Here is a 20,263-nt window from a genome sequence, read left to right as displayed (position 1 = left end):
ATCGCTTGTAACGCGGTGTTAGACCGTCTTCCCACGTGGTGTAACGCGTGGGAAGTGCACCTAACACCGCGTTACATGGCGCGATCGCGCTCAGGCGCTCCTCGCCACGATGTACGGCGCGAGGTCGGAGATGTCGGTGCCGTACGCCGCGCAGGTGGCGGCGTACTCGCGCGCAACGCGCTCCTTGGCCAGCTCGCGACGGCGGCCCCAGAAGTCGGCCCAGACGAGCCGTGACATGCCCAGACGGAAGCCGGTCACCCAGTCCTGCCGTTGCTTCTCCTGCCAGACGACCTGGTCCGGGTCGACGACGGCAAGTCCGCCGGAGTCACGGCGTTGGTACTTCTTCTCGCCGTCGAACTCGATCAGGTGGCGCCCCACCCGCATGTCGCAGCGCGCCCAGCCGGTCTCGTCGCGCAGCTCGAACTGGGTCTGCACCGGCCCGAGGCCGATCTCCCCGAGCAGGAGGCGGCCGAGGGTCTCACCGACGCTCTCGGCGCCGGGGTCCGACAGGTCGATGGCGGCTCTGACCACGGTGACCTCGGGCCAGCAGACCATCGGCGCGCACGCCGCCCAGAGCTCCGCCGCGCTGACGCCGAGCTGACGCGCGGAGTCGATCGTCACCACGCCCGCGACGAGTCCGTGCTCACGTGCGATGTCGAGGGCCGTGCGCGCGGGCCCGAGGACCGGGATGCCGTCGACGAGCACGACCTGGTCCTCGCGGTACGGCGCGAGGTGGTGCTTGACGCCGTGCTCGACGCGGCCACCCCGCACGCCGCGCCGGGTCACGTGGACGAGCTCCACCTGGGGCGCGAGCATCGCGATGCGAAGCTCGTGGGCCGCCGAGTCGTGGCTCAGCACGTGCGCCCTCCGCATCTGCAGGTGGGCCGCATGGGCGCGCGCACGTTGCCGGCCGACGTACGGGTCGAGGGCGATCCACACCTCGCGGGGCATGTAGACGCCCCGTCTCACCGTGACCAGCTGGCCGGTGCGCAGCAGTCGATTCAGGTGCTCGCGCGTGCGTCCCGTGTCCAGGAACTGTGCTCGGGAGATGAGCCCCCACTGGCGGTCGAGAGTGCGCTGGATGTCAGGTTCGCCGAGATGGACGTGCATGCCCCGAGGTTCCGCGCCCACCTCACCGGGTCGACGCTCCTGAGCCGGCCCCTGTGGACGAGGCATCCGGAAGGCGGGGATGTGGATGCTGGCCGGGCTCGGGACGCGCCCCGCCGGACGCTGACCTGCTTGTAACGCGGTGTTAGGCCGTCTTCCCACGCGTTCTAGCGCGTGGGAAGTGCACCTAACACCGCGTTACAAGTTCTCCGGCGCAGACCCGGAACCACACCTCAGTCGCCGAGCTCCTTGCGGCGCCGCGTCACGTACGCCTCGAGCTCCTCGCGGACGGCCTCGTCGATGGGCGGCGGCTCGTACTCTTCGAGCTTCTTCTTGTAGATCTCGCCGGCGCGGGCGGCGGTGTCCTTGGCGCCGTTGCGCATCCAGCGCTCGTAGTTCTCCGAGGAGGAGAGCATCGGGCGGTAGAAGCAGGTGCGGAAGCGCTCCATGGTGTGGGCGGCGCCGAGGAAGTGGCCGCCGTGGCCGACCTCCTCGTGGGCGCCGAAGGCCATCGAGTCCTCGTCGATCTCCAGCGGGGTGAACTCGTGCTGGAGCATCTGCACCAGCTCGACGTCGATGATGAACTTCTCGAAGCCCGCCACCAGGCCGCCCTCGAGCCAGCCGGCGGAGTGCATGACCCAGTTGGCGCCGGCGAGGAACGTCGGCATGAGGGTCATCAGCGCTTCGTACCCTGCCTGGGCGTCGGGCACCTGCGAGGACGTGAGCCCACCACCGGTGCGGAAGGGCAGGTTGAAGTGCCGGGCGATCTGGCCGGTGCAGAGCAGGCCGATGCCGGACTCCGGCGTACCGAACGTCGGCGAGCCCGACTGCATGTCGATGTTGGACAGGAACGACCCGAACACCACCGGGGCGCCCGGGCGGATCAGCTGGGACAGCGCGATGCCGGACAGCGCCTCGGTGATCTGCTGGACCAGTGCGGCCGGGATCGTCACCGGTGACATCGCGCCCATCAGGATGAACGGCGTCAGCACGACCGGCTGGGCGGCGGCGGTGTACTCGAACTGGGCCTCGAGCATCCGGTCGTCCCAGCGCAGCGGGGAGTTGCAGTTGATCAGCGAGATGATCGCCGGCGTCTCCTCGATCGCCTCGCGCGAGCCGAACAGGATCTCGGTCATCGCGATGGTGTCCGCGGCGTTCACCCCGGACACGACGTTGCCCATGTAGACCTTGTCGGTCAGCGTCTGCAGCGCGTAGACCATGTCGAGGTGCCGGCTGTCGAGCGGGGTGTCGTTCGGCTCGGTGACCACGCCGCCGGCGGAGTCCAACGCGGCGAAGGACTGCGCCAGCCGGGCGAAGTTCTGGAAGTCCGCCATGGTGCCGTCACGGCGTACGGCGCCCTCGCGGACGAACGGCGGCCCGTACACCGCCCCGAACGCCATCGCGTCCCCGCCGATGTGCACGCTGTTGGCCGGGTTGCGGGCCTGGAGGTCGAACTCGCTCGGCGCCTTCGCGACCTGCTCCAGGACGAAGTCCGGGTCCAGGAAGACCGTCTTGTCCTCGACCCTCTGCCCCGCCTTCCGGAACAGGTCGAGGGCGCGGTCGTCCATGAACTCCACGCCGATCTCGCTCATCAGCCGGCGCCAGCCCTTGTCGAGCGTCGCCATCGCGTCCTCGGAGAGCACCTCGTATCGGGGCATCCGGTTGCGGAACATCGTCCCTCCTGTCTAACCTCATGATGTGGGACCACAGTTCCACATCATGGAACCTCGCGAAAGACCCAGGGTCGCACAAGAGAGGCAGCGGTGACCGAGCCGACGAGCAGCGGGACGCAGGCGCTGGACCGCGCCCTCCAGCTGGTCTCGACCGTCGTCGAGGCCGACGAGCCGCTCTCCTTCGCCGACCTCCAGGAGATGACGGGGCTCGCGAAGTCCACGACGTCGCGGATGCTCTCCGCCCTCGAGCGCGGTGGGCTGCTCGAGCGCGACGATTCCGGCGGGTACGTCGCCGGCAGCCTGTTCTGGCTGTACGCCGCGCGGCACGACCCGTGGGAGGAGCTGGTCCGGCTCGCCCGCCCGGTGATGGAGCGGGTGGGCACCGACACCCAGGAGTCCGTGCACCTCTCGGTGCTCCGCGGCGACAAGGACGTCCAGGTCGCGCAGGTCGACTCCCGGTACCTCCTCGGCACCCGCGACTGGTCACAGGTCGACGTACCCACCCACACGTCCGCGCTGGGCAAGGTCTTCATCGCCTGGGCCGGCCTCGACCTCCCCGAGTCCGGGCTGGCCCGGTTCACGCCGAAGACCATCACCACCCGCGCCGGCCTCCAGCGCGACGCCGCCGCCGCTCGCGCCCGCGGGTACGCCTTCACCATCGACGAGCTCGAGGACGGCCTGACCGGTGTCGCCGTCCCCGTGCTCGACCCGCGCGGCGAGGTCATCGCCGCGCTCGGCATCTCGGGTCCCACCAGCCGGCTCTCGCACCGCGTCGACGAGCTCGGCCGCAACCTCATCGTCCGGGCGGCGGAGGTCGCCTCGGCCCACCAACGACAGCCCAACCCCGTGAAGAAAGGCGTGGCATGAGCACTCCCGACGAGGTCCTCAAGGGCCTCTATGACGAGACCCTGGTCGGCAATGCCCCGCGGGTGCTCGAGCTGACCGAGGAGGGACTGGCGATCGGCATGGAGCCGCAGACGCTGCTCTTCGACGCGCTCATCCCCTCGCTGGAGGAGGTCGGCGCACGCTTCGAGCGCGGCGACTTCTTCGTGCCCGAGATGCTGATCGCCGGCAAGGCGATGGCCGGCGCGATGGAGCGGCTGCGCCCGCTGCTCGCCGAGACCGGCGTCGAGACCATCGGCAAGTTCCTGATGGGCACCGTCAAGGGCGACGTCCACGACATCGGCAAGAACCTCGTCAACATCATGCTCGAGGGCGCCGGCTTCGAGGTCATCGACCTCGGCGTGCAGGTCGCGCCGGAGAAGTTCGTCTCCGCCATCGAGGAGCACACCCCCGACATCGTGGGCTTCTCGGCGTTCCTCACCACGACCATGCCGATGTTCAAGGCCAACATCAACGCGCTGGAGAAGGCCGGCCTGCGCGAGAAGGTCGTCGTGATGGTCGGCGGCGCCCCGGTCACGCAGGAGTACGCCGACGCGGTCGGCGCCGACGGGTACGCCGCGGACGCGTCCGCCACCGTCAAGAAGGCCAAGGACCTCCTCCAGCAGCGGCGGGCCAAGGTGCTCGCATGAGCGACCTCCTCGAGACGCACCTGCGCGGCACCTCGGGCGAGGTGGTGATGGGTCACGGTCACCGGTTCTGCATCATCGGCGAGCGCATCAACCCGACCGGCCGCCGGATCTTCCAGGAGCAGCTGCGCGCCGGCGACCTGTCGGCGATCGAGCGCGACGTGAAGGCCCAGGTCGAGGGTGGCGCCGACGTCCTCGACGTCAACATGGGCGTCCCGCTCACCGACGAGCCGGAGCTGCTGGCCAAGGCCATCCAGATGGTGCAGTCGCTGACCGACAAGCCGATCTGCATCGACTCCTCGGTCGTCGAGGCCCTCGAGGCCGGCCTGTCGGTCTACCAGGGCCGCGCGCTGGTCAACTCGATCACCGCGGAGGACGACCGGATGGCGGCGATCCTGCCGCTGGTCAAGAAGTACGACGCCGCGATCATCGCCCTGCCCAACGACCACGACGAGATCCCGATGGAGGCCGACAAGCGGCTGGTCCTGACGGAGAAGATCATCCGCGTCGCCACCGAGGAGTACGGCATCGCGAAGGCCGACATCGTCATCGACCCGCTGGCGATGCCCATCGGTGCGGACACCGGCACCTCCTTGGTGACCTTCGAGGTGATGCGCCGGATCCGCGACGACTTCGGCGTGAACATGACCTGCGGGGCGTCGAACGTCTCCTTCGGCATGCCGGCACGACACACGCTGAACGCCGTGTGGCTGCCGATGGCGATGGCCTCCGGCCTCACCAGCGCGATCATGGACGCTCGCACGCCCCAGATCGTCGAGGCCGTCAAGGGCGCCGACGTGTTCCTCGGCCACGACGACTGGGGCATGGCCTGGATCTCGGCGCACCGCGCCAAGCAGGCGGCGGAAGCGGCTGCGGCGACGGCATGACCGCCTCCGGGGACGAGCCCGGTCCCCTCGAGTACCCGCTCGAGGGCTATCGCCGGGAGGGCCTCATCGCGCCTCCGGGTGCGGAGCCGGCCGCCCACGACGGCACCGGGCGGGTCCAGCTGTCCTTCACCGTCGAGGACAAGGACGCGCCGCCCTCCCAGAAGACCGTCCGCGTGCCCCCGGGCGTCAGCGTCTTCGACTCCGCGTCGTGGAACGGCATCGCCATCGACTCCACCTGCGGCGGGCACGGCACGTGCCACAAGTGCAAGGTGCGGGTCTCCCCGGTCACGCCGGTCACCCGGCACGACGAGCGCACGTTCAACCCCAACGAGCTGCAGGCCGGCTGGCGGCTGGCCTGCCTGGTGCAGGCGACCCGCGACCACGACGTGCTCGTCCCTCCCCTGGTCACGCGCCCCAAGGCCGCGACAGTGGGCGTGGGCCGGCAGGTCATCCTGCGGCCCGCCGTCCAGAAGCGGTACGTCGAGCTGACCGAGCCGACCCTCGAGGACCAGCGGCCGGACCTGGTCCGGCTCCTCGACGCGATCGACGACCTCGAGCCGCACCCCGACCTGCACGCCCTGCGCCGGTTGCCGAAGGTGCTGCGCGAGGGCGACTTCAAGGTGACCGCCGTCGTCGTCGACGAGGTGCTCGTCGACGTCGAGCCCGGTGACACCACCGCCATCCGCTACGCGATCGCCTTCGACCTCGGCACCACCACGGTGGTGGCCACCCTGCTCGACCTGGTCACCGGCACGCCGGTCGCGGTGGCCTCGATGCTCAACAAGCAGCAGCCGTTCGGCGGCGACGTGATCTCGCGGATCAGCGCGACCATGCTCGACCCCGCCGCGCTCGGCCGGCTCCAGCAGGCGGCCGCCGACACCCTGTCGACGCTGGCCCAGCAGGTCTGCCGTGAGGGCGGCGTCGACCCGCTGCACGTCTACGAGGCGGCGCTCGCCGGCAACGCGACCATGACCGCGCTGCTGCTCGGGATCGACCCCGAGCCGCTCGGCGTCGCGCCGTTCGTGCAGACCACCGCGACCCCGCCGGCCGTGCTCGCGAGCGAGGTCGGCCTGACGCTCCACCCCGGCGCGCGCGTGGCGCTGTTCCCGGCGCTCGGCGCGTACGTCGGCGGCGACATCGTCGCCGGCATGCTGGCCACCGGCATGGACCGCGACAAGCGCGTCCGCCTCTTCATCGACGTCGGGACCAACTGCGAGATCGTGCTCAGCGACGGCGAGAAGATCCTGGCCACCGCCGCGCCCGCCGGGCCGGCGTTCGAGGGCGGCGCGATCCGCTGCGGCATGCGCGCGGCCGACGGCGCCATCGAGGTCATCAAGCTGACCCCGGGCGAGGACGACCCGGGCGTGGAGCTCGGCGTGATCGGTGACGTCGCCCCGCGCGGCCTGTGCGGCTCCGGCCTCGTCGACGCGGTGGCCGAGCTGGTCAAGGTCGGCCTGCTCGACGCGAGCGGCCGGTTCGTCACCGACGAGGTCGCCAAGGAGCTCGCTCCCGGCCTGGCCGACCGGCTCACCTACATCGGCCAGGAGCGCGTGTTCGTCCTCCACCGCGAGCGGGTCGACGCCGACCCGTCGGAGTCCGTCGTGCTGTCGCAGCGCGACGTGCGCGAGCTCCAGTTCGCCAAGGCTGCGATCTCGACCGGCTGGACCCTGCTGATGGAGGAGCTCGGGCTCGAGCACCGCGACATCCAGCAGGTGCTGCTCGCCGGTTCGTTCGGCAGCTACCTGTCGGCCGCCTCGGCGGTGCGGATCGGCCTGGTCCCCACGTTGCCGGTCCTGCGCATCGTCGCGGCCGGCAACGTGGCCGGCGAGGGCGCGAAGATGGCGCTGCTGTCGATCCGCGAGCGGGCCGGCGCGCTGGCGCTGCTGGAGGAGGTGACGTATGTCGAGCTCTCCGACCGCCCGGACTTCAACGACCGGTTCGTCGACCTCCTCGCCTTCCCGACCCCCTGACCGGACCCAGCGGGTCGCGCTGATCGCGTGCGGCGCGATCGCCCAGCCGTCGGCCGGCGTCGTCGAGCGGCGCGGCTGGCCCGTCGACGTGCACCCCCTCCCTCCGCTGCTGCACAACCAGCCGCACGAGATCGCCGGCGCGGTCCGGGAGCTGGCGGGCGAGCTGCTGGCGGCGTACGGCTCGGTCGCCGTCGGGTACGCCGACTGCGGGACGTACGGCGCCCTCGACGCCGTCTGCGACGAGCTCGGCCTGCGCCGGCTGCCGGGGCTGCACTGCTACGACCTGTTCGCGGGCGAGAGCCGGCTGGCGGCGTTCCTCGACGAGCAGCCCGGGACCTACCTGCTCACCGACTTCCTGGTGCGCTCCTTCGACCGCACCGTCGTGCGGGAGCTGGGCCTGGACCGCTATCCCGAGCTGCGCGAGGACTACTTCCGCCACTACTCGCGGGCGATCTGGCTGGCGCAGGAGCCGGACGACCCGGACCTGCGCTCGCGCGCCGAGGCCGCCGCCGAGAAGCTCGGCCTCCCGCTGACGGTCATCCCCACCGGCGACGCCAAGCTCGAGCAGGCGCTGGCCGAGTTATTGGCCGACCTCGTCGGCTAGAGGCCCAGCTCGGTCAGGCCGGGGTGATCCGGCGGTCGAGGTCCCGAGCGGTCCCAGTGGAACAGCCGGTCCGCCTCGTCGATCGCGATGTCGTTGATGCTGGCGTGCCGTCGGCGCATCAGCCCGTGCTCGTCGAACTCCCAGTTCTCGTTGCCGTGCGACCGGAACCACTGCCCGTCGGCGTCATGCGACTCGTAGACGAAGCGCACGGCGATCCGGTTGCCGGCGTGCGTCCAGACCTCCTTGACCAGCCGGTACTCCAGCTCGCGCGCCCACTTCTGCCGCAGGAACGCCACGATCTCCTCGCGCCCGTTGACGAAGGTGTCCCGGTTCCGCCACCGGCTGTCCTCGGTGTACGCCAGGGACACCCGCTCGGGGTCGCAGCTGTTCCAGGCGTCCTCGGCGGCCCGCGCCTTCTGCGCTGCGGTCTCGGCCGTGAACGGCGGAAGGGGAGGACGGTCGTTCATCGGGGTCAGAACGGGTAGCTCGCCGGTTCCCCGCGCATCGTGATCCAGCGGGTCTCGGTGAACGCCTCGATGTTCGCGGCCGCGCCGCCCAGCCGGCCCAGGCCGGACGCGCCGACCCCGCCGAAGGGGACGTTGGCCTCGTCGTTCACCGTCTGGTCGTTGATGTGCACGATGCCGGTCGGGATCTGCTCGGCGATGGCCAGGCCTCGCATGACGTCACGGGTGACGATGCCGAGCGACAGCCCGTAGTCGCCCTCCGAGGCCAGCCGTACGGCCTCGTCGACCGACGAGATCCGGGTGACCGGGGCAACCGGGCCGAAGATCTCCTCGGTGAACGCGGGCGAGGTGAGCGGGACCTCCGCCAGCACGGTCGGCCGGTAGAAGAGGCGGTCGTACTCCCCGCCCGCGGCCAGGCGCGCCCCCTGCTCGACGCTGGCCGTTACCAGGCCGTGGATCTTGTCCCGCGACCGCTCGTCGATGACCGGACCGAGGGCGACCTGCTCGGTGGCCGGGTCGCCGACGGGCAGGTGGCCGGCCTTCGCCGCGAGCTGGTCGACGAAGTCGTCGTAGATCCCCTCGGCGACGAAGTAGCGACCGGTGGTCATGCAGATCTGGCCCTGGTTGAGGAACGACGCCCAGCCGGTCAGCCCGACGGCCTTCTCGACGTCCGCGTCGTCGAGGACCAGCAGCGCGGAGTTGCCGCCGAGCTCCAGGTGGGCCCGCTTGAGGTGACGCCCGGCGAGCTCGCCGATCGACCGGCCGACCGCCGTCGACCCGGTGAACGAGATCACGCGGACGTGCGGATCGGTCACCATCGCCTCACCGACGTCCTTGCCGCCCGGGAGCATCTGGAGGACGCCGGCCGGCAGCCCCGCCTCCTCGAAGATGCGCGCCATCACCGTGCCGCCCGTGACGGCCGTGCGCGGGTCGGGCTTGAGGATCACGGCGTTCCCGAGTGCGAGCGCCGGGGCCACCGACCGGATGCCGAGGATGATCGGCACGTTGAACGGCGAGATGACACCGACCACTCCGGCCGGCAGCTGGCGGGCCATCGAGAGGCGGGGCTGCTCACTGGGGAGCACCTGGCCGATCGGCTGTCCCGGCAGCGACGCGGCCTGGTAGCACTCCTCGGCCGCGACGTGCATCGCGAAGTCGGCCATCGGTGGGATCGCGCCGACCTCGCGCACGTTCCAGTCGCGGATCTCGTCGGCGTGCTCGGCCCACAGGTCTCCGGCCCTGCGGAGCACGGCTGCTCGCGCGGTGTGCGGGAGCGCCGCCCACCCCTTCTGCGCCTCCGCCGCGGAGGCGGCGGCCTCGGCGACGTCCTCGGCGTCCGCCTGGCCCATGGTGCCGAGCTCGTTCGCGGTGGCCGGCTCCACGACGGGGTAGGTCCCGCCGCGCCCGTCGGTCCATGCGCCGCCCTTGAAGACCTTGCCCTCCCACGCGATGCCGTCCAGCAGTGCCATGACCTACCCCCACACTTCCTCGGCGGTCTCCACGACCAGCCGTAGCTTGGCTCGTTCCTGCTCCTCGCTCAGCTCGTTGCCCTCCACGGTGGAGGAGAAGCCGCACTGGGGCGAGAGGCAGAGCTGCTCGAGCGGGACGTACTTCGCCGCTTCGTCGATGCGGCGCTTCAGGTCGTCCTTGTCCTCGAGCTCGCCGGTCTTGGTGGTGACCAGGCCGAGCACCACCTGCTTGCCCTCGGGGACGAACCGCAGCGGCTCGAAGCCGCCGGAGCGCTCGTCGTCGTACTCGAGGAAGAAGCCGTCCACGTCGAGCTGGGAGAAGAGGACCTCGGCCACGAAGTCGTAGCCGCCCTCGGCCGCCCACGACGAGCGGAAGTTGCCGCGGCACATGTGCGTGGTGACCCGCATGCCCTCCGGGCGACCGGCGATGGCGGCGTTGACGTTCGCGACGTACTGCTCGTGCAGGTGCTCGGGGTCCCCGCCCTGGGCCGCGACCATCGCGCGCTGCTCGGGGTCGTTGAGGTAGGCGAGGCTGGTGTCGTCGAGCTGGAGGTAGGTGCAGCCGAGCTCCCCGAGGCGCCGGACCTGCTCGGCGTACGCCGCAGTGAGGTCGGCCCAGAACGGCTCGAGCTCGGCGTAGACCGAGGCGTCGATCGCGGCCCGGCCGCCGCGGTAGTGGACCATGTTCGGCGACGGGATGGTCAGCTTCGGCACCTGGTCGCCGGTCGTCACCCCGGACAGGTACTCGAACGCGTCCCCGAAGATCGTGTGCCCGAGCCGCACCCGGTCGTGGACGCTCAGCGCCGCGGTCTCGAAGTCGAGGTCGCCGCCCTTGTTGTGGAAGTGCACCGCGAGCTTCTGGTCGGTCGGGTCGACGCCCTCGAGCTGGTAGATGAAGTCCATGTGCCACGACGTACGGCGGAACTCGCCGTCGGTGGCGGTGCGCAGGCCCGCGTCGCGCTGGAGTGCCACCGCGTCGCGGATCGCGGCGTCCTCGGCCGCCTCGAGCCCGGCGTCGTCGAGATCCCCGGCCCGGTGCCGGGCGCGAGCCTCGAGCAGCTCCGGCGGTCGCAGCAGGCTGCCGACGTGGTCGGCGCGGAACGGTGGGAGCGTGCGCGCTGCCATGTCTCGGAGCGTACTCGGGCGTGCGCGTCGCCTCGCCGGGCCTTCGCCGCCGGCGGCAGAGTGGGCCCGTGATCGAGCTACGCAGCGACAACGCGGCCGGGGTCGCGCCGGACATCCTGGCGGCCATCGAGACCGCGAACACCGGCTCGGCCCTGGCGTACGGCGGCGACGAGCTGACCGCGCACCTGCAGGACGTCGTACGGGCGGTGTTCGAGCACCCGACGGCACGCGTGTTCCCGGTGACGAGCGGGACCGCCGCGAACGCGCTCGCCCTGTCGGCGGCGACTCCGCCGTGGGGTGCGGTGCTGTGCCACCCGACGGCGCACATCATCGGGGCCGAGGGTGGGGCGACGTCGTTGCTCAGCGGCGGGGCGGTGATGCAGGGCGTCGGTGGTGAGCACGCCCTGATCGCCCCGGAGCAGCTGCGCGCCGCGCTGGAGGCAGTGCGGTGGGGTGACCCGCACGAGAGCCAGCCGAGCGTGCTGTCGCTGACGCTGCCGAGCGACCACGGCACGCTGTACAGGCTGGAGCAGGTCAGCGAGCTGACCGCGATCGCCCGCGAGCACGAGATGCGGGTGCACGTCGACGGGGCGCGCATCGCGAACGCGGTAGCGGCGCTGGGCTGTTCGCCGGCGGACCTGACCTGGCGGGCCGGCGTCGACGTGCTCTCCCTCGGCGCGACCAAGAACGGCGCGATGAGCGCCGAGGCGATCGTGGCGTTCGACGAGCGGGTCGCCGACGAGCTGGTGTACCGCACCAAGCGGTCCGGGCACGTCACCAGCAAGCTGCGCTTCCAGTCGGCGCAGGTGGCGGCGTACCTCACCGACGGCCTGTGGCTGCGCCTGGCGACGCACGCGAACGACCGGATGCGCGAGCTGGTGGCGGAGCTCGAGACCCTGGCGTCGTACGGCGTCCGGTTGCAGGAGCACGCGGACGTCAACATGGCCTGGGCCGCGATGCCGGCGCCGGCGCTCGACGCGGCAGCCGAGGCGGGGGTCCTCTTCTACCGGATGGCGCCGGAGGTCGCGCGGCTGGTCACCAGCTGGCAGACCTCGGCCGAGGAGGTCGTCGAGGCCGCGGCGATCTTCCGCGACGCCGTGACGCGCGCCGGCTAGAGGTCCTTGGCCAGCCGGGCCAGCAGGTCGCGACGCCAGGCGGCGGTCTCGGCGACCTGGTTGAACGTGTAGACGTGCAGCCCCTCGACCAGCGCCTCGGGCGCGGACAGCGTCGGGGCGCACTTCTCCAGGAACGACTCGCCGGTGAAGCCGCCGGGGGCGGCCAGCCGGGCGAACATGCCCTTGTTCTTGTTGAGGAACCGCGTCGACTCACCCACGCCGATGCGGGTGGCCATCGCGAGCAGCTTGGCCCGCTCGACGGGGCCCGGTACGCCGAGCAGCAGCGGCATCGTGATGCCGCGGGCGCGCATCCGGGTCACCCAGGTGTTCACGACCTTGGCGTCGAAGGTCAGGTTGCTGACGACGTGGGTGGCGTACTTCCGCTTGTCCCACATCGACTGGATCGTCAGGTCGTCGCTGATCGTCGGGTGCGACTCCGGGTACCCCGCGATGCCGACCTGGTCGAAGGAGTGGCCGATCTCCTTGAGGTCCTCGAGCAGGCTCAGCGCGTCGGGGTACGCGCCGGGGGGGTCGGCGTCGCCGCCGGGCACGAAGATCTTGGTGATCCCCTTGCCGGCCAGCCGGTCGCAGATCTCGGCGAGCTCCGCCTTGTCGCGCACCATCCGGGCGGCGAGGTGCGGGACCGCCGTGTACCCGTGCCCCGTCAGCCGCTCGGCCAGGTCGAGGGTGACGTCGAGCCCCTTGCTCGGGGACGCGGTGACGGTGATCGTCTGCTCGACGGGGACGTGCTCGAGCACCTTGTCCTCGATGGTCCCTGTGGGCAGTACCTCGTAGCGCGCGTCCCGCACCAGGCGGGACATCCACTCCGTGGCTCGCTTGTTGCGCATCATGCACCCTGTTTCGTAGTGCGCACCGGACGCGGCTCAGCCTAGAGCCCCACGGGATCGCCGACAACCACCTCGGGCTAGCGCGGGCGAGCCTGCGCGACCGCGTCCTCCTCCTCGGGGGACAGCTGCTGGGAGGAGGACCAGCCGGCGATGCTCTTGGCGTAGGTACGGGCGTCGGAGCGGCCGTGGATGGAGGTGATGACGACCCCGTCGCCGGCGTCGTCGAGGAGGGCCAACGACCAGCTCAGCTGGCCGCCCATGTCGCCGAACGCGTCGTACCTCATCACCGCCAGGTGTCGCAACGCGCCCCGTGCCTCGGCGCGCAGTGCGGCGACCTCCTGCCGCAGTCCCAGGACGTCCTCGGGCAGGGCGTCGAGACCGTCCTTCGTGCGCGACCTGCGGCGGAACATGCAGGGACCGTAACCGCCCGGTCAGTGGGAACTCGGGCGCCGCGTCGCGTGCCGGTGCGAAACTGCGCGGGTGTCCGCTAACGCGCACCGGATCGCCTACCAGGGCGAGCCCGGCTCGAACTCGCACCTGGTCTGCCAGCAGCACTACGCCGCGCTCGAGGCGGTGCCGTGCGCGAGCTTCGAGGACGTCTTCGCGGCGGTCGAGGGCGGCGACGCCGAGCTGGCGATGATCCCGATCGACAACTCGCTGGCCGGACGGGTGGCCGACATCCACCACTTCCTCCCGGCGAGCAACCTGCACATCGTGGCCGAGCACTTCCTGCGCATCCAGTTCGCGCTGATGGCGCTGCCGGGTACGACGATCGACCAGGTACGCACGGTGCACAGCCACGTCCACGCGCTCGGCCAGTGCCGCAAGATCATCCGCGAGCACGGGTTCACGCCGGTGATCTCCGGCGACACGGCCGGGGCGGCCCGCGAGGTCAAGGAGGCCGGCGACCCGAGCCAGGCCGCGATCTCCCCGCCGCTGGCCGCCGAGATCTACGGCCTCGACGTCCTCGCCGCCGACGTCGAGGACGAGGACCACAACACCACCCGCTTCGTGGTGCTGTCGCGCGACCTGGTCGAGGCGCCGGCCGACGACGGACCGGTCGTGACGTCGTTCATCTTCAACGTCCGCAACCTGCCGGCCGCGCTCTACAAGGCGCTCGGCGGCTTCGCCACCAACGGCGTGAACATGACCAAGCTCGAGAGCTACATGGTGGGCGGGGAGTTCACCGCGACCCAGTTCCTCGCCGAGGTCGACGGCCACCCCGAGCACCTCCCGGTCAAGCGCGCCCTGGAGGAGCTGCGCTTCTTCACCACCGACGTGAAGATCCTGGGCGTGTACGCCGCCGACCCGTTCCGGGCCTCGTGACCGGACCTCGTCCTCCCCGACCAGCGGACGTCAGCCGGCCATCAGGCAGAACAGCGCCCCGTGGGGGTCGGTGAGGGTGGCCATCCGGCCGGTGCCCTCGAGGTCGTACGCCGGCACGATCAGCTTCGCCCCGAGCGCCTCGGCCTGCGCCACGGACTCGTCGGCGTCGACGACGTTGAAGTAGACGTTCCAGTGGGGCGGCGCCTCCTCCAGCGCCCCGTCGGCGACCGGCGCGACGCCGGCGACCTGGCGGCCGGCGGAGCTGAACGTGGTGTACGTCGGCACCGTGGCCCACGGCACCGGGTGGGTGTCGGCGCTGACCCCGAGCACGTCGGAGTAGAACTGCGAGGCCCGCCCGATGTCCGGGGTGAGCAGCTCGTTCCAGATCGGCGTGCCGGGCTCGTTGGCGCGGACCGTCTGGGTCGAGCGCGGCTGCCACAGGCCCACCCGGGCGCCGGTGGGGTCCTGGATCCGGGCCGTGCGCCCGAAGTCGAAGAAGTCGAAGGGCTCGGCCTCGACCACGCCCCCGGCGGGACCCACGCGGGCCGCGACGGCGTCGACGTCGTCGGCGGCCAGGAAGACGTTCCAGAACGCCGGGTGGCCCGCGAGCTCGGGGAGCTGGAAGGTGATGCCCGCGACGGCGTCGCCCTGGAGGCTGCCGACGATGTAGACGTGCCCGTCGTCGAGGGGGTTCTCCACCATCTGCCAGCCGAACAGCGCGCCGTAGAACTCCGCGGCGCCGCGCTGGTCGGGCGTCACCAGCTCGACCCAGTTGGGCGTCCCTTGCGTGTAGGTGTCGAACACGGCCATGTCGCTCCCCTCCCGTGCCAGCCTCCTGCCCAACAGGAAACACCCGGTGCGCGGTGGATACAACGGGGTTCGTGACCCGGCTGGTCCGGGCCCTAGAGTCGCGCCCATGACCGAGCAGGAGAACAGGGCGCACGGGGCCGACTCCGAGGTCGGCACCCTCCGGACGGTGATGCTGCACCGCCCGGGCACGGAGCTGAAGCGGCTCACCCCGCGCAACAACGACCGGCTGCTGTTCGACGGCATCCCCTGGGTGGCGCGCGCGCAGGACGAGCACGACGCGTTCGCCGCCGCACTGCGCGACCGCGACGTCGAGGTCGTCTACCTCACCGACCTGCTCACCGAGACCTTCGCCGACGAGAGCGCCCGGACCGAGGCCATCGAGACCGCGCTGAACGGCCTGCACCTCGGCGACACCATGCGCCACTACCTCCGGCCACTCCTCACCGAGGCGTCGCCGGCCGAGCTCACGACGTACCTCACCGCCGGCATCCGCAACGACGAGGTGCGCGGCGGGTTCGGGTTGGTCACCTCGCTGCTGCCCAGCGACGACTTCCTCATCGACCCGCTGCCGAACCTGCTGTTCACGCGCGACTCCAGCGTCTGGATCCGCGACCGCGTGGCCATCACGTCGCTGGCCATGCCGGCCCGCAAGCGCGAGACCCAGCTGACCGAGCTGATCTACACCCGCCACCCGCGGTTCGCCGGCACCGGCACCCTGCACGGCTGGCGTGACGACCACGTGGAGGGCGGCGACTGTCTGCTGCTCGCGCCTGGAGTCGTGGCCGTCGGCGTCGGCGAACGTACGACGCCCGCCGGCGTCGAGCAGCTGGCGCGCGAGATCCTGCACAAGGGGCTGGTCCACACGGTGCTCGCCGTACCGATCGCCCAGGAGCGGGCGACCATGCACCTGGACACCGTCTGCACGATGGTCGACGTCGACAAGATCGTGATGTACCCGAACGTCGCCGGCACCCTGACCGCGCTGACCGTGACCGTGCAGGAGCACGGCGAGACCGACGCCGACCTGGTGCTGCACGTGGCGGACGCCGAGCCGTTCCTGGTGGCGGCGGCCAAGGCGATGGCCATCGACACCCTGCACCAGATCGACACCGGCCTGGACCCGGTCACCGCCGAGCGCGAGCAGTGGGACGACGGCAACAACACCCTCGCCCTCGCACCGCGGGTGGCCGTCGCCTACGAGCGCAACGACGAGACCAACTCCCGCCTCGAGGACGCCGGCATCGAGGTCGTGCGGATCGCCGGGTCCGAGCTCGGTTCGGGCCGCGGCGGCCCGCGCTGCATGAGCTGCCCGATCAGCCGGACCCCGCTGGCCGGCTAGTCCGGTGCGCAGGCGCCGGTCGTCGCATCGCAGCTGACGACGTCGGGGGGCCCGGTCTCGCTCCCCCGGGCGACGAGGACGTGGTCGTCGTCGGCCCACATCCGGACGGCCCAGGGCCGGTCGGCGGTGAGGTCGAGCGGCGTGCGTTCGCCGGTCCGGAGGTCGCGCACCACCAGGTCCGTCCCCACCGACCGGGTCTCGTCCGGCGAGACGACCTCGTCGAGCGCGCGCCGGCCGCCGAAGTCGCGCCAGGACGCCGGCACCGGGTCGTCGCCGGCCCGCCACATCCAGACCTGGTCGCCGCCGTCGGTGAGCGCCACGCGACCGTCGTTCGCGACGGCGGCCACGACGACCGCGCCGCCCTGGTCGCAGCACGTGACCCTGCGGGACACCGGCGTCCGGCCCAGCACGGTCCGCGTCGGCACGTCGTACGCCGTGAGCTGCCAGGTCACGTCGGACGTCTGGTCCCCGGCCGGCGTCGAGGACACCTCCGACCGCCACGCTGCCGTGCCGCCGTCGGCGGAGAGCACCGGCTCGACGTACGCCGCGGCGTCGTCGAGCAGTGGCACCAGCCGGTCGTGGTCGAGCAGCCACCAGCGGCTGCGGCGCTCGTCGGTCAGCCCGACCAACGTCGTCCCGGCGCTGACGACCAGCCGGTCCGCCTCGGTCGGGACGGTGACCTCGCGGTCGTGCAGCCGGCCGTCGGCCAGCCACGGCAGCGGGTGTCCGGGCGCGGCGGCGTGGGCGCCGGGTGGTTCGGTACGCGTCCCGCAGGCGGTGGTGCCCAGCAGCACCGCCATGAGGAAGACCCCCGTCCTGGTCCTCATGCTGCTGGGACGCGGGCCGGCTCCCGTCGGTTGCCTAGGAGAGCGAGGCGATGAGCTCCTCGACCCGTCGGCGGATCTCGTCGCGGATGGGCCGGACGGCCTCGATGTCCTGGCCGGCCGGGTCGTCGAGCTCCCAGTCCTCGTACCGCTTGCCCGGGTAGAACGGGCAGGCGTCGCCGCAGCCCATCGTTACCACGACGTCGGAGTCCTGGACGGCCTCGCTCGTGAGGATCCTCGGCGTGTTGGCGGTGATGTCGATGCCGACCTCGCGCATGGCCTCGACGGCGACCGGGTTGATGCGATCGGCGGGCTCGGACCCGGCCGACCGCACCTCGACGGTCTCGCCCGCGAGGTGGCGCAACCATCCGGCGGCCATCTGGGAGCGCCCGGCGTTGTGGACGCAGACGAAGAGCACGGCGGGACGAGTGGTCATCGGAGCTCCTGGGTGAGGTGGACGTCGGGGCGGCGGGTGGCAGCCGGGAAGAGGTAGCGGACGAGCGCGACGCCGAGCGCGCCCCCAACCACCTGGGCGAGGAAGAACGCCGGGACCGAGGACGGGGCGATCCCCGCGAACGTGTCGGAGAGCATCCGCGCGACCGTGACGGCAGGGTTGGCGAAGCTCGTGCTGGAGGTGAACCAGTAGGCGGCGGTGATGTAGCCACCGACGGCGAACGCCACGCTCGACGCGTGGCCGCCGCGGAGGCAGCCGACGACGACGAGGACCAGGCCGAGGGTGGCCACGACCTCCGCCAGCCACAGGTGAGGCGCGCTCCGGTCGGTGGCGGAGAGGGTGACGGCGGGCAGGTCGAACATCAGGTTCGCCACCACCGCGCCGACGACTCCGCCGGCCACCTGGGCGGCGACGAGCGTCGCCGCGGTCGCGGTGTCGACGTGGCCGAAGGCGCGGTCGACCAGGGTGATCACCGGGTTGAAGGCCGCCGACACCGGCCGGAGGGCCAGCACGAGCGCCACCAGGACGGCTCCGGTGACGAGGCTGTTCTCCAGCAGCTGCAGCCCGGTGTCGTCCGGCGACAGCCGGCTGGCGGCGATGCCCGACCCGATGACGGCCGCCACGAGGAAGCCGGTGCCGACCGCCTCCGCCGCGGCGCGCCGGCCGAGGGTGACGTCGCTCATCCCGCCGTCGCGGCGACGCCGCCGATCAGTGCGCCGAGGTCGGCCAGGGCCTCGCGGCGTACGGCGTAGTAGACCCACACGCCGCGCTTGCTGCGGTCGAGCAGACCGACCTCGTGGAGCACCTTCAGGTGGTGGCTGATCGTCGGCTGCGAGAGGTCGAAGGCGTCGTTGAGGTCACACACGCAGGCCTCGCCGTCGGCGTGCGAGGCGACCAGGGACAGCAGGCGCAGGCGGACCGGGTCGGCGAGCGCCTTGAGCAGCGGCGCGATGCGGTCCGCCTGGTCGGCGGTGAGCGGCCGGCTGGTGAGCGGCGAGCAGCACGCCACGGTCTCGACGGGGGTCAGGGTCAACAGCGACCCGGCAGACTTCGACACACGTGAATATTGACAGATGTCGATGTACATTGCCACCATGGGTCCATCCATTGATCATCATCTATGTCTTGCAGGAGCGTGAGCCACATGTCCCGAGTCCAGCTGGCCCTCAACGTCGACGACCTCGAGCAGTCGATCGCCTTCTACTCCGCGCTGTTCGGCACCGAGCCGGCCAAGCGGCGCCCCGGCTACGCGAACTTCGCCGTCGCGCAGCCGCCGCTCAAGCTGGTCCTCATCGAGAACCCCGGCCACGGCGGCAGCCTCAACCACCTCGGGGTCGAGGTCGCCGACACCGACACCGTGGACGCCGAGCAGACCCGCCTGGCCGCGGCCGGGCTGGCCTCGGTCGACGAGCGCGACACCACGTGCTGCTACGCCAAGCAGGACAAGTTCTGGGTGCAGGGCACCCCGAACGGCGAGCACTGGGAGATCTACACGGTGCTGGCCGACAGCGCCACGCCCAACGGCGAGGCCGAGGGCCAGGAGTGCTGCACCGACCTGCTCATCGAGCCGTCCGACGGGCAGCGGGCCGCTGCGGGGGCCTGCTGCGCCTGACCGGCCGGCCGCGGACACGAGAAGACCTGGCCGTTGTCGACGGGGGATACGACAACGACCAGGCCGTGGCAAAACCTAACGAACGGTAAAGGCCGTCTCAAGCCCGACCCCAGGATCGGTGACGTGATTCCTCTCGCACCGAGGTCAGCTACGCAGGGTGACCTGGCGGTTTGCCAGGCCGGCGCGCGCGGCGCGCTGTTCCTGGGTCAGGTCGGAGTCGTCGGCGAGGGCGTCGCGCAGGGCGGTGGCGAACGCGGCGGCCGGCTCCTCCAAGGCCTCGGCGCCGGTGCCGACGGGCAGGTCCCACACCGGCACGAGCAGGCCGTGGGCACGGAACATGCCGACCAGGCGGGAGTCGTCGACCAGCCGGTCGTGGCCGGCGGCGTGCAGCCGCGCCAAGGCGTCGAGCAGCGGACCCTCGGGCTCGGGCATCACCCAGCGCAGGTGCTCCTTGGTGCCGACGTCGGTCCAGTACGCCGCCTCGACGGACGTCAGCCGGGCGCTGGGGTTGGCGGCCGCGTTGGCCTGCTCGAGCGCGGCGAGGGTGGCCGCGTCCTCGTCGGCGTCGGCCACCCAGAAGCCGAAGCCGTCGTGCACGGTGACCTCGAGCGTCTTGCTCGTCACCAGGTCCTGGAGCCGGTGGCCGGGGCCGGGCGGGTCGGTCAGGCCGACGATGCCGGTGCCGCCCTCGTCGGCGACCGCGAGGGCGTGCTCGAGCACGGCGGCCAGGTCCCGGGACGGGTCGCCGAACCCGTGCTGCACCTGGAGCCCCAGCCACACCTCGCCGGTGTCCCGCACCATGGCCGGTGCGGCCATCGGCAGCAGGGTGCAGAGCGTGACCGAGCGGTCGGTGCCGGTGACGGTGATCGGCGCGGTCGCGGCGGGCACCAGCTCGCGGAGGGCGACCACGTCGCACTCGGACGGCAGGCCCTCGAACGGCCGGGCGACGTACGCCGGCACGCCGTCCGCGGAGCCGTGGCAGTTCTTGTAGCGCCGCCCGGACCCGCACGGGCACGGCTGGCGCGGGCCGACCTCGCCTTCGGCGCGGGGCGCCTGCTGCCGCTGCCTCGTCCGGGACTTCTTGGCCATGGCCGCGACCCTATCCGC

At 71.7% G+C, this 20,263-nt stretch carries 22 protein-coding genes; 9 read left to right on the top strand and 13 right to left on the bottom strand.

Annotated elements, in window-relative coordinates:
* Positions 1 to 90: 90 nt before the first annotated feature.
* Together ISU07_RS03285 and ISU07_RS03280 are read right to left on the bottom strand one after the other, a co-directional pair.
* Complete coding sequence (locus ISU07_RS03285) at positions 91 to 1,110, bottom strand: type IV toxin-antitoxin system AbiEi family antitoxin domain-containing protein (RefSeq protein WP_194705284.1); 1,020 nt, start codon at positions 1,108 to 1,110, stop codon at positions 91 to 93.
* Between the two features lie 230 nt (positions 1,111 to 1,340).
* Positions 1,341 to 2,780 carry a trimethylamine methyltransferase family protein gene (locus tag ISU07_RS03280; protein WP_194705283.1) on the bottom strand — a complete coding sequence of 480 codons (1,440 nt, stop codon included), beginning with the start codon at positions 2,778 to 2,780 and terminating at the stop codon, positions 1,341 to 1,343.
* 90 nt (positions 2,781 to 2,870) lie between these two features.
* Here ISU07_RS03280 and ISU07_RS03275 point away from each other — a divergent pair, with 90 nt between their 5' ends.
* Genes ISU07_RS03275 through ISU07_RS03255 form a run of 5 tightly spaced genes read left to right on the top strand, consistent with a single transcriptional unit; the run spans position 2,871 to position 7,770 of the window.
* Complete coding sequence (locus tag ISU07_RS03275) at positions 2,871 to 3,647, top strand: IclR family transcriptional regulator (protein WP_194705282.1); 777 nt, start codon at positions 2,871 to 2,873, stop codon at positions 3,645 to 3,647.
* Positions 3,644 to 4,312, top strand: a complete 669-nt coding sequence (locus tag ISU07_RS03270) for a corrinoid protein (protein WP_194705281.1) — start codon at positions 3,644 to 3,646, stop codon at positions 4,310 to 4,312. Before ISU07_RS03275 ends, ISU07_RS03270 begins: the two co-directional genes overlap by 4 nt.
* A complete protein-coding gene (locus ISU07_RS03265; protein ID WP_194705280.1) occupies positions 4,309 to 5,196 on the top strand; it encodes a dihydropteroate synthase in 888 nt (295 codons plus the stop codon). The genes ISU07_RS03270 and ISU07_RS03265 overlap by 4 nt, the downstream gene beginning before the upstream one ends.
* Positions 5,193 to 7,166, top strand: a complete 1,974-nt coding sequence (locus ISU07_RS03260; protein WP_194705279.1) for an ASKHA domain-containing protein — start codon at positions 5,193 to 5,195, stop codon at positions 7,164 to 7,166. Before ISU07_RS03265 ends, ISU07_RS03260 begins: the two co-directional genes overlap by 4 nt.
* Positions 7,096 to 7,770 (top strand): DUF1638 domain-containing protein, encoded by a 675-nt coding sequence (locus tag ISU07_RS03255; RefSeq protein ID WP_194705278.1) that lies wholly within the window; start codon positions 7,096 to 7,098, stop codon positions 7,768 to 7,770. The genes ISU07_RS03260 and ISU07_RS03255 overlap by 71 nt, the downstream gene beginning before the upstream one ends.
* Here ISU07_RS03255 and ISU07_RS03250 read toward each other — a convergent pair.
* From ISU07_RS03250 to ISU07_RS03240, 3 genes are read right to left on the bottom strand one after another with little or no spacing between them, the layout of a single operon-like run.
* Entirely contained in the window at positions 7,767 to 8,237 is a 471-nt protein-coding gene (locus tag ISU07_RS03250) for a nuclear transport factor 2 family protein (RefSeq protein WP_194705277.1), read from the bottom strand. The genes ISU07_RS03255 and ISU07_RS03250 overlap by 4 nt on opposite strands.
* A gap of 5 nt (positions 8,238 to 8,242) precedes the next feature.
* Positions 8,243 to 9,703: a benzaldehyde dehydrogenase gene (locus ISU07_RS03245; protein ID WP_194705276.1), complete on the bottom strand. Its 1,461-nt coding sequence runs from the start codon at positions 9,701 to 9,703 to the stop codon at positions 8,243 to 8,245.
* 3 nt (positions 9,704 to 9,706) lie between these two features.
* Complete coding sequence (locus ISU07_RS03240) at positions 9,707 to 10,828, bottom strand: 5-methyltetrahydropteroyltriglutamate--homocysteine S-methyltransferase (protein WP_194705275.1); 1,122 nt, start codon at positions 10,826 to 10,828, stop codon at positions 9,707 to 9,709.
* Between the two features lie 68 nt (positions 10,829 to 10,896).
* On the opposite strand from ISU07_RS03240, the gene ISU07_RS03235 reads away from it, so the two are divergent.
* On the top strand, positions 10,897 to 11,943 hold the full coding sequence (locus ISU07_RS03235; RefSeq protein WP_194705274.1) for a threonine aldolase family protein: 1,047 nt from the start codon (positions 10,897 to 10,899) through the stop codon (positions 11,941 to 11,943).
* Here ISU07_RS03235 and ISU07_RS03230 read toward each other — a convergent pair.
* Positions 11,940 to 12,791 (bottom strand): methylenetetrahydrofolate reductase, encoded by an 852-nt coding sequence (locus tag ISU07_RS03230; protein WP_228521091.1) that lies wholly within the window; start codon positions 12,789 to 12,791, stop codon positions 11,940 to 11,942. The two genes, ISU07_RS03235 and ISU07_RS03230, sit on opposite strands and share 4 nt — an antisense overlap.
* A 77-nt stretch (positions 12,792 to 12,868) precedes the next feature.
* Positions 12,869 to 13,201 carry a DUF4446 family protein gene (locus tag ISU07_RS03225; protein ID WP_194705273.1) on the bottom strand — a complete coding sequence of 111 codons (333 nt, stop codon included), beginning with the start codon at positions 13,199 to 13,201 and terminating at the stop codon, positions 12,869 to 12,871.
* A gap of 70 nt (positions 13,202 to 13,271) precedes the next feature.
* On the opposite strand from ISU07_RS03225, the gene ISU07_RS03220 reads away from it, so the two are divergent.
* Complete coding sequence (locus ISU07_RS03220) at positions 13,272 to 14,117, top strand: prephenate dehydratase (protein WP_194705272.1); 846 nt, start codon at positions 13,272 to 13,274, stop codon at positions 14,115 to 14,117.
* Positions 14,118 to 14,147: 30 nt separating this feature from the next.
* On the opposite strand, the gene ISU07_RS03215 is transcribed toward ISU07_RS03220, so the two are convergent.
* Complete coding sequence (locus ISU07_RS03215) at positions 14,148 to 14,927, bottom strand: VOC family protein (protein ID WP_194705271.1); 780 nt, start codon at positions 14,925 to 14,927, stop codon at positions 14,148 to 14,150.
* Positions 14,928 to 15,033: 106 nt separating this feature from the next.
* Here ISU07_RS03215 and ISU07_RS03210 point away from each other — a divergent pair, with 106 nt between their 5' ends.
* A complete protein-coding gene (locus tag ISU07_RS03210) occupies positions 15,034 to 16,266 on the top strand; it encodes an arginine deiminase (RefSeq protein ID WP_194705270.1) in 1,233 nt (410 codons plus the stop codon).
* Here the strand turns inward: ISU07_RS03210 and ISU07_RS03205 are convergent.
* The 4 genes from ISU07_RS03205 to ISU07_RS03190 all read right to left on the bottom strand — a co-directional run bounded on the left by ISU07_RS03205 (position 16,263) and on the right by ISU07_RS03190 (position 18,601).
* Complete coding sequence (locus ISU07_RS03205; protein ID WP_194705269.1) at positions 16,263 to 17,066, bottom strand: hypothetical protein; 804 nt, start codon at positions 17,064 to 17,066, stop codon at positions 16,263 to 16,265. The genes ISU07_RS03210 and ISU07_RS03205 overlap by 4 nt on opposite strands.
* A gap of 61 nt (positions 17,067 to 17,127) precedes the next feature.
* The gene (locus tag ISU07_RS03200) at positions 17,128 to 17,526 is read right to left on the bottom strand and encodes an arsenate reductase ArsC (RefSeq protein ID WP_194705268.1); all 399 of its coding nucleotides are present in this window, start codon (positions 17,524 to 17,526) and stop codon (positions 17,128 to 17,130) included.
* Positions 17,523 to 18,227: an aquaporin gene (locus tag ISU07_RS03195; RefSeq protein WP_194705267.1), complete on the bottom strand. Its 705-nt coding sequence runs from the start codon at positions 18,225 to 18,227 to the stop codon at positions 17,523 to 17,525. Before ISU07_RS03195 ends, ISU07_RS03200 begins: the two co-directional genes overlap by 4 nt.
* Positions 18,224 to 18,601 carry a metalloregulator ArsR/SmtB family transcription factor gene (locus ISU07_RS03190; RefSeq protein ID WP_323742404.1) on the bottom strand — a complete coding sequence of 126 codons (378 nt, stop codon included), beginning with the start codon at positions 18,599 to 18,601 and terminating at the stop codon, positions 18,224 to 18,226. Before ISU07_RS03190 ends, ISU07_RS03195 begins: the two co-directional genes overlap by 4 nt.
* 87 nt (positions 18,602 to 18,688) lie before the next feature.
* On the opposite strand from ISU07_RS03190, the gene ISU07_RS03185 reads away from it, so the two are divergent.
* The gene (locus ISU07_RS03185) at positions 18,689 to 19,156 is read left to right on the top strand and encodes an ArsI/CadI family heavy metal resistance metalloenzyme (RefSeq protein WP_194705266.1); all 468 of its coding nucleotides are present in this window, start codon (positions 18,689 to 18,691) and stop codon (positions 19,154 to 19,156) included.
* Between the two features lie 144 nt (positions 19,157 to 19,300).
* On the opposite strand, the gene ISU07_RS03180 is transcribed toward ISU07_RS03185, so the two are convergent.
* A complete protein-coding gene (locus ISU07_RS03180) occupies positions 19,301 to 20,245 on the bottom strand; it encodes a DUF5926 family protein (RefSeq protein WP_194705265.1) in 945 nt (314 codons plus the stop codon).
* Between the last annotated feature and the right edge of the window lie 18 nt (positions 20,246 to 20,263).

Source organism: Nocardioides islandensis, assembly GCF_015352455.1.
Taxonomy (GTDB): domain Bacteria; phylum Actinomycetota; class Actinomycetes; order Propionibacteriales; family Nocardioidaceae; genus Nocardioides; species Nocardioides islandensis.
This window is presented reverse-complemented; position numbering and strand designations above follow the sequence as displayed.